Origin of the sequence: uncultured Desulfovibrio sp. (genome assembly GCF_944324505.1) — a bacterium.
GTDB lineage: Bacteria > Desulfobacterota > Desulfovibrionia > Desulfovibrionales > Desulfovibrionaceae > Desulfovibrio.
In genome coordinates, this window is sequence record NZ_CALUWO010000001.1 from 22513 (window position 1) to 38533 (window position 16021).

Annotated in this window: 3 protein-coding genes; 2 read left to right on the forward strand and 1 reads right to left on the reverse strand. The window is 60.1% G+C overall.

Translation table 11 applies throughout. From position 1 onward, the window contains the following. Positions 1 to 67: 67 nt before the first annotated feature. A complete protein-coding gene (locus tag Q0J57_RS00145; protein ID WP_297215415.1) occupies positions 68 to 12766 on the forward strand; it encodes a PLxRFG domain-containing protein in 12699 nt (4232 codons plus the stop codon). Positions 12767 to 13331: 565 nt separating this feature from the next. Further along, positions 13332 to 13661 carry a hypothetical protein gene (locus tag Q0J57_RS00150; protein ID WP_297215419.1) on the forward strand — a complete coding sequence of 110 codons (330 nt, stop codon included), beginning with the start codon at positions 13332 to 13334 and terminating at the stop codon, positions 13659 to 13661. A 602-nt stretch (positions 13662 to 14263) separates the two neighbouring features. Here Q0J57_RS00150 and Q0J57_RS00155 read toward each other — a convergent pair. Further along, positions 14264 to 15679 (reverse strand): mannose-1-phosphate guanylyltransferase/mannose-6-phosphate isomerase, encoded by a 1416-nt coding sequence (locus tag Q0J57_RS00155; protein ID WP_297215422.1) that lies wholly within the window; start codon positions 15677 to 15679, stop codon positions 14264 to 14266. Between the last annotated feature and the right edge of the window lie 342 nt (positions 15680 to 16021).

The window sequence follows — 16021 nt, forward strand, 5'->3', positions numbered from 1 at the left end:
ACATATTTTGTTTATTTTGTCAACTCCTCTCCTCCGGCCGTTGTCCATACCCATGTGGAGAAAAGATATGGCCAAGGAAACGCATCGCCCCACCAAGAGCAATTATCAGGACTACTTGTTCGATTTTTCCAATGTGGATTTTTCGCAGTATGCGGGGCCGGAAGACGGGCAGAAGGCAGAGGAGGCACCCGGTTTTCTGTCACGTCTGGGAAACACGGCCCTTGCTATCGGCGAAGGGCTGACCATGCTGCCCGGCGGTGTGGTGGACACGGTGCGCGACGCGTGGCGCGGTGGCGAGATTGACGTGACGGATACCGAGGCACTGCGGGAGCGGGAGGCGCGTGCCCGGGAACAGGCCGCCTATGCGCAGAAATACGCGGGAAAGGCCTTTGACGGCGTAACGGATGCCATGATCTCCATGCCCTACAGTCTGGCGACCATGGGGGCCAGTCTGGGCGCCGGCATACCGGCAGGGATGGTTGCCGGGCCTGTGGCCGGCGGAGCTGCCGGCATGGCGGCTTCCGGGACGATGGCCTATCGGGCCAGCAGGCAGGACTTCATGGAAAACATGCTGGCCGAGACCACCAGGCTGCTGGGGCGGACGCCGACACAGGAGGAATGGGACAGGGTTGCCCGGGAGTTTGACAGCGAGGCATCGCAGTATGGCCTGTGGGAAGCCGGGCCGGAAGCCCTGAGCAATCTTTTCATGGCCAGGCTGCTGGGGCCACTTGGCAAACGGGTTTTTGCGGATGGTGTGGGCAAGGCCGCCAGGCGCGTGGCCGGGCTGTACGGCGAAGAGCTGGCCACCGAGACCGCCACGCAGATGGGACAGGGGGCCATTGAGGCCGATCTTGGCCTGCGGGACGAGGCTCCGGGGTTCTTGCAGGCGCTGGGAGAGGTGGCGCCGGCCACGTTCTGGCAGACGACGCTTATGGCTGGCGGCAAGAAGGGGCTGGATATGCTGGCCCGGCGCTATGGCCGCGAGCAGGTTGCGCAGGAAAAGGATGGCGCCACAGAGGTGCAGGCGGATGAACAGGCCGCCAGCGCCACCAGAGAGCCGATGGCCCTGCCCGAAGGAGCGCGCCTTGCCCTGCCGGAAGCTCCCATTGTTATGGGAACCACGGATGCCGGCCTTGGCCCCATACCTTCCCCCAGTGCGGAAGAGGTCAATGCCCGCCTGTGGCGGGAACAGGCCGCGCGTCGTGGGGTGGAGCCTCTTCCCGGAGATCCGTTTACTGATCCCGCAGCGGCGCGTGAAACCGAAGACTTTGTGCGGCGCTTTGAGGAGGCGGAACGGCTTGCGGGGGAGGAAGCGCTTTTGCCTGACCGCTCTTCTCCGCAGGGCGGCATGCAGCTGGCGCTGGAGAGCGGGCAGGCGGTTGACCTGCTTGCTCCGCCCCGGCAAACGGGTTTCCTGAATGCCCTTGGGCAGTCTGCCCTGCCTGTGGAAAGGGAAAATGCCGGATATGTGACGGTGCCCGCCGCGCCGGACATGAGGGCTGTGAGTGCTGCCGCGCCCGTAGCTTCTCGTATGGCCCTTCCTCCTGCCAATGTCGTGCCTACCGGCGCCGGGAATGGTACCCTGCCGCATGTCGGATTGCAGGAGACAACTGCCCTTCCCGCTGTATCGGGCGCGCCCGCTCCCCTGCCCACACAGGCGCCACTTGCCCATATCCAGACGACGCCTCGCGCAGATGTACCGGCTCCGGCCGGGGCACCGGCTATGCCCGCCCCTGCTGCCATTGTGCAGGAGGCTCAGCCAGCGCCACAGACCGGAGATATGGCGGCACCTGCGGCCATGCCGGTACAGCTGCCCGTGACACCCCCTGTTGTCCCCGCGCCGGAAGCGGCGACGATGGAGACGCCACGTCAGGACGTCTCCCCCAGCATGGAGGAGAGGGCCGCTTCTGCGCAGGCAGCCCACGAGGAAACGGCTCCGCTCATGTACAGGGGTGCCCCCATTTCTCGTATGCCCATCGGGGATGACAGGCGGGAGAGTCAGGCAGACAGCATCCTTCAGGCTGCCGGGCAGAAGGCAAAGAATGCGGATGACGCGCAGATGCAGGCGGCCGTGGCAGATATCCAGCGGGAACGAAAGCATGTTGGCGTGACACATGACGCCCTCTGGGACCGCATCCATGAAGAGATATTCCCCTACGTGCAGGAAGGGGGAAGCGCCCAGAAGGCATCCTCCCGTGCGGAGCTGTTGGAACAACTCCCCAGGGAGAAACGTGCCGAAGCACGGCGGAAGACCACGCCTGAGCTGCGGGAAATGGTACGGGCACAGACAGCTGATCCCTTTGGGCCGGCATATACGGAATTTTCCGGCAGGCCGGCGGAAGCCATCGACTACCTGCTGCAGACGAAGGGCGGCCATGTGCCTGCCGCCTTTCACAAGGAAGGACTGGGGGATATTGACCTGCCGTGGGGAAAGGCCGGCAAGGGCGGTTATGGGCTGGCGCACATCATCGAAAGACGCAATACGCAAAGGAAGGATGGAGAGGATTTTGTTCGCAGGTTACCCGCTATTATTGCAAAAGGAAAAACGGAAACTCGTGAAGGCTTTCCGGGGCGGGTTTATGTCGTCAGTCATGAAGGAAGTGCCGAAGCAGTAATCAGTCTTTCCTATTTGGGAGCAGACAGAATCTGGCTGCTGACAGGGTACGAATATAGAAAAACCCCGTCCAGGCAGCAGTCGGACGATAGACCTGTAACTGCTTTTGGCAACGAACAGCACATTCCTTCGCTGCACCCGGACGGGGAAAAAAACTCAAGAGCTGGACGGGGATCACGCCAGGCCCAGACTTCCACCATCGGGAATGCTCCCGCCGATGAAAGGTTCCTTTCTTCATCGAACTCCGGCGCTCCTGAAAAGATGGTAACTATCCCCACGGTTGAAGTCAACGAAGCGGCAGCACCGTCCGGGCCGGCAGACGACGCTGCATCGGGCAAGGCCGCAGTCACGTTGGAGGGAAAGCAGAACACCAGCACACCACCGGTAGCCGAACAGCGGAAGACCATCTTGCAGAGCCTGCCGGAGGCCCTGCGCAAGGCCAACAGAGGTGCCCCGCTCAAGAAGCTGAAGGAGCTGGCGAAACAGCAGGAAAGCGATGGCGGACAGACCGATGTGGGGGCACAGCCTGAGGCAGACAATGCGTCTTACGGTACTGCCTCTGCCCCTGATACTGTTGCCCTGGCCAAGCATTTTGCCGCGGCATTTTTGCGTGACAAGAAGTTTGGAACCATTGTCGAAGCCCGCAGGGAGGCGGCTTCTCTGCTGGGTGGTGCCGTGCGTCCGGCCACGGAAGCGGCCAAGGCCGTGGATGAAGCCATTGAGCTGGGCGTGACGCTTGCCGCGCGCAGGATTGTTGCGGATATGCGCAAGCGCCAGGCGAGTGATGCGGATATCTATCGGGCACTTGTGAGTCTGTATCAGCGTCAGCCCCGATTGAGCGTGCGTACCAGCACCAGTGTGGCCCAGCAGGCCTACAGCACGCCGGCGCCTTTGGCTTTTGTGGCGTCGCGTCTGGCAGGCATTGACGAGAAGAGCCTGGTTTTTGAGCCGACTGCCGGTAACGGCATGCTGCTGATGGAGGCAGACCCGAAGCATACCACGGCCAACGAGCTGAACGCTGCCAGGGCCGCACGTCTGCGTTCCCAGGGATTCACGGTATCCGAGCGGGATGCCGTGGACTATGCGCCTTCCGGTATGGATGTGGTCATTGCCAACCCTCCCTTTGGTCGAGTGAAGGATGCGGACAGGCGGACCAAAGAATTTTCCGTCAACGGCCTCACGACAAAAGAGCTTGACCATGCCATCGTGGCCCGCGCTCTGGGTGCGCTGAAGCAAGGTGGCCGGGCTGTGCTGATTATCGGCGGCAAGCAGGGCAATGATGCCAGCCGGAGCAGGAAGTACCGTGCTGCCGATCAGGTGAGCTTCTGGAACTGGCTGTTTGGAAAGTACCATGTCTTGGATCATTTCAGCGTCGATGGTAAACTGTATGAGCGTCAGGGGGCAGGATACCCCATAGATATCATCGTTCTCGAGAACAGCGGCACGTCCCGTGGGCGTGTGTTCCCCGGTGCGGCGCTGCCGCGTGTCTACACATCTTTTGGCGATCTTGAGGAGGTTTTGCATGGGCAAGTGGTGGACGCCGCCGAGCGAACGACCGGCACTGACGGTCCAGATACCGGACGAGTGGGAGACGGAACAGATAGCCAGTCAGGACGAGCTGATCGAGCTGCTGACGCTGAAACTGCAGGCGTTGATAGAGGACGCGTACGATCCAGAAGAGACACTGGGACAGATGGTGCGCGATCTGGAGAACGCCTCGATCCTCGGGTACGGGATGACCGATCTGCAGAAACTGGCGGAGGGCGAATACTGGGAAGTGAACGGCCTGCTGACGAATCCGGAAATGACGTATCTTCTGATGCAGAAGGCGGGCGTGCCGGAGGGACAAGACAGGCTGACCTGGCCGCAGACGGCCACAGAGGAGGCACCGGAGAACGGAGCGGACGAGATGACGCTGGAAGAGTGGGCGAACTCGGTGACAGCGGGGATGTACGTCCCGAGCTGGGAGTAAGCTCCCCTGCCCGGCAGCAGGCCGGCCATAAGTCAAAGGCTGTCCAGAAGCCAAAGTCCACCGAGTTTCAGGTGGCCTATGAGCCTGCCAGTACCCTGCCGGGCATGGGAACGCTTGTGCCCAGAAACATGGCTACGGCAGCCAGACAGGCCATGGCAGAGCTTGAACGGCGTCACGGCGGCATTGATCAGTATGTGGCGGATCAGCTCGGTTATCCTGTCAAAGACCTTGGCAAGTATTTTGCCGCCGAACAGGTAGATGCCCTGGGCATGGCCATCAGCAATATTGCCGATGGCTCCGGCTTCATTATCGGTGACCAGACTGGTATCGGCAAGGGGCGCGTCAATGCCGGCATCATCCGCTGGGCAAAGCGCCAGGGCTACATTCCGGTCTTTGTGACCATGAAGCCTGATCTCTATGCCGATATGGTTCGCGACCTGGCAGATATTGGCATGGAGGGATTCACCCCCCTGCCCACAAACGCGGGGCTTTCTGGTGATGACGTCATCCTTCTTCCTGACGGGAGAACGCTGAAAACCAAGACTGCAAAGGCGCATGAAAAGGTTTTGCGCGAGGTGATGCAGAACGGCATGGGAGCGTATGATGCCGTTTTCACCACGTATGACCAGCTCAACCCCGTGAAGGGGAAGGACACCTTCAGGCGGCAGTTCATGATGGAGATCGCGCCCAATGCCGTCTTCATCCTGGATGAATCCCACAACGCCGGCGGGCAGGCCTCTACCCGCAAGAAGGCCGATGCCGCAGACGACCGCGCCCAGTTTGTACGCAGGATGCTGCAAGCATCGCGGCAGGGAACGTTCTATTCCAGCGCCACCTATGCCAAGCGCCCTGACGTCATGTCCCTGTATTTCAAGACGGACATGCAGTATGCCGCCGATGACATGGGCAAGCTGGCCGAGGCCATCGAGCGCGGCGGCATTCCCATGCAGCAGGTGGTGGCCGCAGAGCTGACCGAAACGGGCCAGTATCTGCGCCGGGAGCGCTCTTTTGAAGGCGCGGAGGTGCAGACATCCACGGTTTCCATCAACAAAGACCGTGCTGAAAAGACCGCCGACATCATGCGGGCCATCATGGCCTTTGATGATGCCAAGGAAGCGGCTGTGGAAGCAGCCGACAAGGAGGCGGCAAAGACCGGTGGATCTGTTGGCGACAACAAGAGTACCGGCAAGGGGGGAGCCTCCAGCACCAATTTTACGGCTGTCATGCACAATGTCATTGCCCAGAGTCTGCTGGCGCAGAAGGTAGAGGCCGTGGTCGATGCTGCGGAAGCGGACATTGCCAGGGGCGAGAAGGTCGTCATCGCCCTGTCCAATACCATGGGCAGCATGATCAAGGAGTTTGCGGAACAGAACGGCATTGCCGTGGGGTCCCCCATTAACTTTACCTTCAATGACATGTTCGTCCGCTACCTGGAAAAGTCGCGAATGATCGCAATCAGGGAGCCTGGACAGAAGGTGGCGAAGGAAAGGCGCCGGCTTACGGACGAAGAGCTGGGGCCGGACGGGGTTCGGGCTTACAATGAGGCTCTGGCGGTCATTCGCAATTCTGATTTTGGCGGTCTTCCCGTTTCTGTCATCGACAGGATGCTGGCCGAATTTGATGCCAGGGGCATCAAGGCAGACGAAATCACCGGGCGTACCGAGCGAATCGACTACACCACTGCGGTTCCGACCTATGCCAAGCGTACCACAGGGCCTTCTGACCGTATTCGCGTTGTTGATGCGTTCAATTCCGGCAAGCTGGATGTGGTCATTCTCAATCAGGCAGGCAGCACGGGCATCAGCCTGCATTCATCCGAGCGGTTCAGGGATCAGCGCCGGCGTAATATGATCATTGCACAGGCGGAATCCAATATCGATGTGTTCATGCAGACACTGGGCCGTGTGTTTCGTACCGGGCAGGTTGTTCCCCCTACCTATCAGCTCATCATGTCCGACCTGCCGGCGGAAAAGCGCCCTGCCGCTATTCTGGCAAAGAAGATGAGCAGCCTGAACGCCAATACGACGGCTTCCAGGGAGTCTGACACCTCGTTCAGGAATATTCCTGACTTCCTCAACAAGTACGGGGATCGAGTTGCCAGGCAGGTCATGGCGGACAACCCTGCCCTGTCCGTGAAGCTGGGGTCTCCCGTTGGCGAGAGCACAGAGGATGCCATGCGCAAGGTGACGGGGCGCATCCCTCTGCTGCCAGTAAGAGAACAGGAGCAGCTCTATACGCTGCTGGAGACGGAATACAATGATCTGATTGCCCAGCTTGAGGCCATGGGCGGCACTGGCCTTGAAGCCAAGAGCCTGCCGCTGGATGCCCGCCTGCTGGATGAGGTGGAGATTGTACCGGCCAAGGAGGTGGGCAAGGATACCCCCTTTGCCGGAGCGGCCAGGATCGGGACGTATGACGTGAAGAGGCTTGGCAAGCCCTGGCCTTCCGCAAAAGTGAAGGAAATGGTGCAGGCGGCGGACGTTCCTGATATGGAGAAGCTGTTTCAGGAGGCCCAGGTCTGGCATGATGGCAAGGCCAGGGACATGAGCGACGAGGCTGCGGCAAACCAGCAGAACCGGCTGAACTTTGCCCGGGATGTCATTGCTGATGCAGCCAGGATGCGTCCGGGGACGCCGGTGCTGATCTCTGGGGAAAATCTGCTGATGGAAGGGGTCATGCTCAGGTTGTACCACAAGGGCAGCGCGGAGAATCCCCTGGCGCTCAGTACCTGGAAGATGGATATTGCCCTTCCGGATGCCTCTCGAAAGATCACTATTCCGCTGTCACAGACCGTGCGGCAGGAAGATAGCATTACGGTTACGCCATCGTATCGTGACCCGGCCGTGCTGTACGGGATGTTTGATTCCGCGCAGAAGGAAAGCCGGGAGAAAGCCCACATCATCACCGGCAATATCCTTGCCGCCTTCCAGCAAATTGACGGAAAGGGAAATGTCATCACCTTTCAGGATCATGAGGGGCATACGATTCCGGGCATCATGTTGCCCAAGGACACCGATCCCCAGAAACTTCTTGACGGGATGGATGTTTCTCTGTCGCCTGACGCGGCCATACGCTTTTTGCGGGAACTGCCCGGCAAGGCTGCTGTCAAAACGGCGGACAAGCTCCTTGTGCTGTCCCATGACGGGAGTGATTTCACTGTTTCCGTCCCTTCGTCCAAGGCCAAGGGGGCGCAGTATTTCCTGAACAGGGACGTGCTTGAGGCTGCGGGGCAAGACTTCATCCGCTCCGGGCAGAGCATGGTGCTGCGGCATCTTTCCGAAGGTCAGGCCGCCGGCATCATGCAGGCGCTGTCTGATCAGGGCTATGGATTCGTAGCCGACAACAACCGGGATGAAGCCCGCAAAATCATGGCTGATACGGACAGTCAGGCCCTGGCGTCACTGGCCTCACGCCCTGCGCGCAGGCCGGACACCCTGCCTGCACGCTTTGCCGATATGCCCATGATCGAGGCCGACAGCACGCAGTGGTTCGGGCCGGGTAAGGCTATTGACACCACTCCCATTACTGAGACGTCCGAGCAAACCAAGGCATTGCGGGAGGCTGTCAAAGCATGGGCGCGGGAGCGGTTTCCTAATGGGACGACTGCTACGAATGCGGATACTGGTTGGGATGTACAGATCACGCCAAAGGGAGTACAGGATTCTCTTTCCCATGGCTTCAACGCACTTTTGGCCCGATCCGTGCCGTTCATCCCGCAGATCATTGAGGGCGGTATCCATGTCGACAGCATCAGGAAGACGCCTCAACTTCTGTCCCATATTTTTGCCGGCAAGATCAGGCTGGACGGTCAGGATTATGTGGTTGGCTTTGTCTTGCGTGAGGACGTCAACGGCAACCGTTTTTACGATCACGAGTTGACGAAAATAATAAGCCCCGACTGGCTCGTACCGGGCCATCCTTCAAGTGAAGGTCCTTCGAGTGAAGGGTCGTCTGGACACCGGACCAATCGGGGTGATGTGATGAACATACTTCGGGAACGTCTGGGCGTCAATGACAAGACGGGGCAGGTATTGTTCCAGATCGCTGGCCAGTTCCTGCCGCCCAAATTCAAGGGGAGACGTGCACCAAGCGTGGAGGCGGTGCGTCGTCTGGCTGACAAAATGAATGGCATGGCCGCCAATGCCGCCCGCATTCAGGTGGTGGAGAATGCCGATGCCCTGCCGAAGAATCTGCGTGATGCCTATGCTTCGCAGGCGGCCAGAGTCGAAGGGCTGTATGATCCGGCAAAGGACACCGTGTGGCTGGTGGCCGAGAATCTGGAAAGCCTTGAGCGGGCCGCAGAGGTCTGGCTGCACGAGAACATGGTGCACCACGGTCTGCGTTCTGCTCTGGCACCGGCACAGCGCCGCCTACTGCTGAATCAGCTCTGGCTGGGCATGGGAGGAATGAAAAACGAGCGCATCCGCTCCATCGCGCAAAAGTATGGTCGTGATCCACGCGGCAACGAGGCGGAACGTCTGCTCATCATGGAAGAGGCGCTGGCAAATCTTGCGGAACGCCGCGCCCGAGGCCTGCTGCGGACAGCGCAGGAGCGGAGTTTCTGGCGCAGGTTTGTGGATGCTCTTGTACGGGCCTGGAACGGTATGGTGTATGCCCTGACCGGTCGCATGGGCCGTATGGGACGCAGTCAGATGGAACGACTGCTGGACGCCCTGCAGGGGCATGTCATGGAGGGCATGCCCGCTGCCGCGACAGGTGCAGCGTTGCGGGAAGAGTTGGAAGGAGTCGGTTCGCTGGCCTCACTGCGTACCGATCGGCAGGAAGCCGCCCGTGCCGCCTGGGAGCAGCTGCAGAAGGATATGGAAGCCTGGGGAAGGCAGGTCGATGAATTCAACCCAAAAGCAAGTGGAGCAGACGGTCAGCGTAGCCTGTTGATGGTATGCCAAACTCCCGATGTATTGCGCAAGCTGGGGGCGCCTGATCTGCCCATGAGCATGACAGCAAGCAATTTGGCTAAGATACTTTCTGACAAGCAGGATCATCAGCTGCCCAAGGAGCTGGTGAAGCAGCTGCCTGCTGCTCTTGCTGCGCCGGTGATGGTCTTTGAATCGGCTACGACGGCGGAATCTTTCGTGGTGCTGACAGAGCTGAAGCACGGGGGACGATCCGTCATGGCGGCCGTGCACCTGGATACGGAGCGGCAGAATATCAGGGTCAATGATATTGCCAGCGCCTATCGGCGCGGAAACGAGGCATGGTATCTGCGGCAAATGGAGGAAGGGCGCCTGCTGTACCAGGACAAAAAGAAGAGCCTCGCCTGGGCGCGCACAAACAGGCTACAATTGCCCAAGGTCCGCAAACTCCCAGCGAGGCTTTCTGAAAACAGGATACTCACGGAAGAGGACGTGGTCAAGCCGGCGGATCCCGGAAGGGGCGGGGAAAATACTCCCCTGGCCTCCCTCGCCTCTCGCCCGTCCGGTCTTACCGAGAGCGTTGCTTCCGGCATCCGGGCACTGCGAAAGGTCATGGGCCGTGGTGTGAGCGCTGACGTGGAGGACATCCTGTCCAACAGGGAGATGGGCAATCTGATTCCGCGCCATGACCTGAGCCTGGCCGAACGCCTGTTCAAGCTGCCGCACTGGGTGGCCAAGGATCATGCCGGCTTTGCCAGGGTTTATGACAGGCAGCTGCGGCGTGTGGAAGAGCGCTCTGCTGCTCTCAAGGCCTCGCTGGAGCAGGTGCCGTTGCTCTTTGCTGGTGACGCCAGCAAACGCCTGAGCCAGAAGGAGCAGGAGCAGCTGGCTGCCATGATCTGGAAGTGGGACGGGAAACAGATTGGCCCCATTCATGCCATCGAGAAGTTCCTGGTGACGGGGCAGACCATGAACGGACGCGACGTCCTGGAGCTGAACCCGGACTATCAGAAAAAGTTCAGGGCATGGCTGAAGGGGCAGCCGGAACCGGAGCGTGTGAAGCAGGCGTTTTTGCAGGTGCGCGAGGCGCTGGATACGGCATTTTTGCGGGCCTATAACAAGATGGCCGCCATGGCTGACCTGGCCGATACCGATCTGGAAATGTACCGGACGGAGTTCGGCAGCATCCACAATTACTTCCCGCATCAGCGCACCGGAAAGTATTTTGTGACGGCCAGGGTGGGCAGAGAAACGGTCTTTCGCAAGCATTTTGACGTGCCTCTTGGTTCATCGGTGCGTGAGGAGTGGGCCAAGATCGTTGCCGAGCACAGGAAGGATTTTCCCGACGCCACATGGGATGATCCGCGTGAAGTGCAGAAGCTGCCGGACGATATTCTGGGAGCGCCCATTGATCCGCAGGCCATGGAGCAGATCATTTCCGCCGCAGCGGCCCGGCTTGGGGATGGCGAGCAGGCCGAGCGCGTGCGCTCTACCCTGCTCTCTGGCATTGCCGATATTCTGAAGGCGCGTGGTTTTGGTGCTCATGGCATCCGCCGGCAGAACATTCCGGGCTTTGAGACACAGGACGTGAAGGGCGTGCTCTACAGCTACATGGCCGGTCTCAATGGCTGGCTCACCAAGATGGAGGCCGCTGCCGACTTTGCCCAGGCCCTGGGCAAGATTGACGCCAGCGCCTCTCCCCGACTGTGGGAATATGCTTCGCAGTATACCAAGGACATGCTGCGCAACAGTGACCAGATCGACAGGATCACCGGCAACATCAAATCCGTGGCCTTTGCCTGGTATCTGGGCGGGAATATCAAGACCGCTGTGGTCAATCTGACCCAGAATGCCGTGGTGGGCGTGCCCCGCTTGCAGCAATATGTCACCGGTGGCGGCGCCCGCTGGCTGAAAAGCGCCATGGATACCATCGGCCTGAGCTATTCCGGCAAGGGGATGGAAGGCGCCCGAAAGCTGACGACCGAGGAAGCGGCCATGTTGCAGGAACTGTATGGCAACAGCGTCATCACCGATGCCTATATGGAGGAAGTGCGCGGGCAGGTTTCTGCTTCTCCGACGTTGCGGATGTGGGAACGCTTCACGCGTCTTCTGGGCTGGCCCATGAGCAAGGTGGAAATCTTCAACCGCGCCTCCCTCGCCCTGGCCGCCTACCGGGCGGCGAAGGCCGGGGCCTTCAAGGCCCATGCCCTGAAGACATTCGGGCTGCACGAGGGGCAGAAGATGACCCACGAGCAGGCCAGAGACTTTGCGGCCATGCTGGTACGGGATACGCACTTTGAATACGGGCGCGGCAATCAGCCAGAGTTTTTGCGCAGCAATGTGGCTGGCAGGATGCTCTCCCCCATTTTCACCTTCCGGAGCTTTGGCGCCAATATTCTGAACCTGTGGTGGCGTGCGCTGCGCTACGAGGGCAAGGAAGGACGCGCCTTTGTGGCCAAGAGTCTGGGGGCAACGGTGGCCCTTGGCGGTCTGACGGCCTTTCCCTTTTACGCCACGCTGGCGGCGCTGTGTGCTGCTGCTTCCGGGGATGACGAGGACTGGACGTCGAAGATCAGGAATGCCCTGCCGGCAAACAATCTGTTGCGGGATGTGGTCTGCTATGGTCTGCCTGCGCTGGCCGGAGTGAATATCGGCGGATCGCTGCGTATGGAAACCCCCTTCACGGAAGGCATGAAACGCGGCGAAACCTTCAAGGAGGCCATGACGGAAAGTCTGGGAGATCTGCTGGGCATTCCGTATGATCTGGCGGTGAACAAGCCGTCCAAGTTCCTGGAGGCCAGGCGTTTTGATGCGGACTATCGGGCGGTGGAGGCGCTGGTGCCGACCTTTGTCGCCAATATCATGCAAGCCTGGCGTCTGAGCACGGAGGGACAGACGACCATGCGCGGGCGGCCCATCAACAGCCCCGGACAGCCCGGCGCCCGGAAGCTCTCAACCGGTGAAGCCCTGGGCAAGGCCCTGGGCTTTCAGCCGACCAGCAGTGCCAAGAGCTACGAGGCCTATGCGGCTGACAAGCGGCGCACCCAGATACGTAGCGACAGGATCGATGATTTTGTCAATGAGGCGTTGCGTGATCTGGAAAGCAAGGGGCGCCCGTACATGATGCGTGAACTGCGCAAGGCCTTGCTGGCCTGGAATGCGACCATGGAAGCGGAAGGAAAGCCGGCCATGCGAATCATGCCCAAGGATGTGCTGCGGCGTGTGGCTGCCCGCAGGCGAGAGAACAGGCCCAGCAGGGAGCAGAGGGAGAAAGGCGCCGCCCAGATGGCGACGTGGGGAGTGTAGGATGAACGCGGCCCCGCTTCCGGGATGGAGGCGGGGCTTTCTGTAGGCCGGGAAAGTGGTTTGAGTTCAATGCAGCGTACCAGGATTTTTTGCCGTAAACCCCTTCTACTCTTTGCGGTGAATATTATCTGTTGGGCTTCATGGCAATCTGACAAGCGGAAAATACGCAACGCTGGCCAAGTGTTCCACAGATACGGCATTGCGTGATATTCATGCGTTGATAGGCTGTGGAAGACTGTAACAGATAGGATTTTGCCATGTCGTCTGTGTGCCCGGGCACATGACCGGACACATTTTATGCAAAATTTGGACACATTTGGCACATTTATCTAAAAACAAATCAAAATAAAACAATTAGTTACATAATAGTCCGCACTCCTTCTAAGCTCTTGGCCGGGGGTTCGAATCCTCCCGGGCGCGCCATAAGAATATCAAGGGGATACCTGTATCTGGCAGGTGTCCCCTTTTGCGTTCAGGTGCCGCGGTGCCGGTGCTTGCCAGATTTCCCGCCATGCTGCACAATCTGCCATCGCGAAACGATGACACTGTCTTTTGGAGGACACTGATGAAAAACGGATGTTTGGTGGTGCTGCTTGCGGCCTTGCTGTGCGGCCCTGTCATGGCACGGCCCGCCGCAGCGGACACGGCCACAGATATGGACAAGGTGGCGACCTATGCCGATCTTCTGGGGCGGGGTATTGGCTGCGGTTTTGGCATGAAGGAACAGACACGCCGGGTAGGCGCCTGGATAGACAAGACCTTTGCCGGTCCGGACGTGGGGAAGGCCAGAAAGCTCTTTGTCACCAGCATGCAGCAGGGCGCCAAGGAGCAGTCGCGCTCAGAGGAAAGCTGCGCCCGCCTGCGCAGCACCCTGGATGAGGTCACCTGGCCATAGCGCTGGCGGTCGCGCGATATAGGTGCAGCGGGCACACTGCGATCTGTGACAGGACTCCGCAGCGGAACAGCCCGATGCCGCGGACTCCCTGCCGCATCTGACCGGCTGCCACCCAGAAGGCAGGACGGCTCTCTGCCGCCCGCCTCTGGGAAACGGCCGGCACATTGTAAAGGATGCGCTGTCCCGGTGCGCTTCCATGCTGCGGGCACGCCCCTGCCCTGCGCTGCACCAGTCTGCTCCCAATGGTCTGCACTGCTCCAGACAGGTACGCTGACAACAGCATGCCCATGCGCATGCCGTTCACGACATATCCCTGCCCTGCCGAGCCTGCAACACAACGGGCGGCAGGAAGCCGCGGCTGCCCGGTACAAACAAGCCGGGCAGGTCCCCGCGGCATGAGGGCGCACCCTCCCCCGGCGGGGCCACTCCGGCGAATGCGGAACAACCGCCGTTCCGGGAAGTCTCTCCCGTGCCGCCCGTACTTCTTCAACTGGAAAGCATGACCAGGACGGCCATGTTCCCCTTTCGCTCGGCATGCCCGCCGCCATGGAGTGCGTGCCGGCGCCCGTCAGAATATGCGCGTCCCGCTGGCGCCTGTCGGCTCAGCCTTCACGCCCGTAAGCATCGGCAAAGCGCACAATATCATCTTCACCAAGATAGGCACCGGACTGAATTTCAATGAGCACCAGGGGAATGATGCCGGGATTCTTCAGGCGATGCCGAGTACCCACCGGGATGTACGTGGACTGGTTTTCCGTGAACAGGCGGGTATCCTCGCCATTGGTAATTTCTGCCGTTCCGCTGACCACGACCCAGTGCTCGGCCCGATGATGATGCATTTGCAGGGAAAGCTCCGCTCCAGGGTTCACCACGATACGCTTCACCTGAAAGCGATCTCCCCGGGCCAGCGACTCATAGCTGCCCCACGGGCGCTGCACCAGCGTATGCTGGCGGCACTCCTCCCGCTGCTTTTGCTGCAACTGCCCCACGATCTTCTTGACATCCTGCACCCGATTGCGCGGCACCACCAGAACGGCGTCCTGCGTTTCCACCACCACCAGATCACGGACATCCAGCGCAGCCAGCAGACGATGGCGGGCGTTCAGGTAGCAGCCCTCGGTATTTTCCAGCAGCACATCCCCGGCCACCACATTGCCGTACGCGTCCTTGCTTCCTGTCTGGTACAGGGCCTCCCACGAGCCAAGGTCGTTCCAGCCCAGCGTCAGCGGCATGACCACTGCCCGGTCCGTCTTTTCCATGATGGCATAGTCTATGGAATCGGCAGGTACGGAAAGGAACGCCTCCCTGTCAGGACGACAGAAGGCGGCATCCTGACGGCGCCCCAGCCATGCCTGGCGACAGGCCGCATCCATGGACGGCGCATGGCGTGCCAGTTCTTCCAGAAAAACCGAAGCCCGCAAAAGAAACATGCCGCTGTTCCAGACAAAATTGCCCTGCGCCAGCATGGCTTCCGCCGTGGCCCTATCCGGCTTTTCCACAAAACGCGTCACCGCGTAGCCCCGGCCCACGGCCCTGCCCTGCTCAATGTAGCCAAAGCCCGTTTCCGGCCCCGACGGTCTGATACCAAAGGTCACAATGCGCCCTTCCACTGCCAGAGGCGCGGCATCCTGCACTCCCTGGCAGAAGGCAGCGTCGTTGTCCAGCAAATGATCCGAAGGCAGCACCAGCATGAGCGGGTCCTCCCCCTCCTCCGCAAAGGACAGCGCGGCAAGGGCTATGGCCGGCGCCGTGTTACGCGGAGCAGGCTCCAGCAGAATACGGGCTTTCTGCTGGCAGGCACGCAGAGCGTCCAGCACGTAGAAACGATGCTCTTCGTTGCAGATGACTGTCGGCGTCGTACCTGCTGGCAGCTCCCGGACCCGCTGCAATGTCTGCGCAAAAAGCGTGGGCTGATCGCCAAATGACACAAACTGCTTGGGATAGCACTCCCGCGAAAGAGGCCACAAACGGGTACCGCTGCCGCCACAAAGAATAACCGGTGCTATGGTATACTGCATCTTTTCTCCTTCTGTTCCCCGCCGCATGACCATGCCCTGACCCTGCCGGCATACACCAAGGAAACAACCTGACGCTTACGGCCTGCATGCCGCACGGTGCACCTGCCCGCCTGTCAGACGTGTGGTGCATGTTCTCCCATCAGACCACGAAGGCCAACCATCATGCTGATGGTGAAAATAGCGGTCATGCCGGGCTTTGCCAAGGGCTGCCTGAACGAAAAAATCTTCTCGTGCAGCTACGAAAGAAGACCTGGATACTTTATGGGGGGTGTATACTCATACGCCTTGCTAATATGCCACATTTAGTATAAGGAGGACATGTCTGAACAGGACCTGAGGAAT

Bases quoted from the DNA above. Each gene is read 5' to 3' on its own strand.
- Q0J57_RS00145 (WP_297215415.1), top strand. From the start codon at position 68: ATGGCCAAGGAAACGCATCGCCCCACCAAGAGCAATTATCAGGACTAC.
- Q0J57_RS00155 (WP_297215422.1), bottom strand. From the start codon at position 15,679: ATGCAGTATACCATAGCACCGGTTATTCTTTGTGGCGGCAGCGGTACC.
- Q0J57_RS00150 (WP_297215419.1), top strand. From the start codon at position 13,332: ATGAAAAACGGATGTTTGGTGGTGCTGCTTGCGGCCTTGCTGTGCGGC.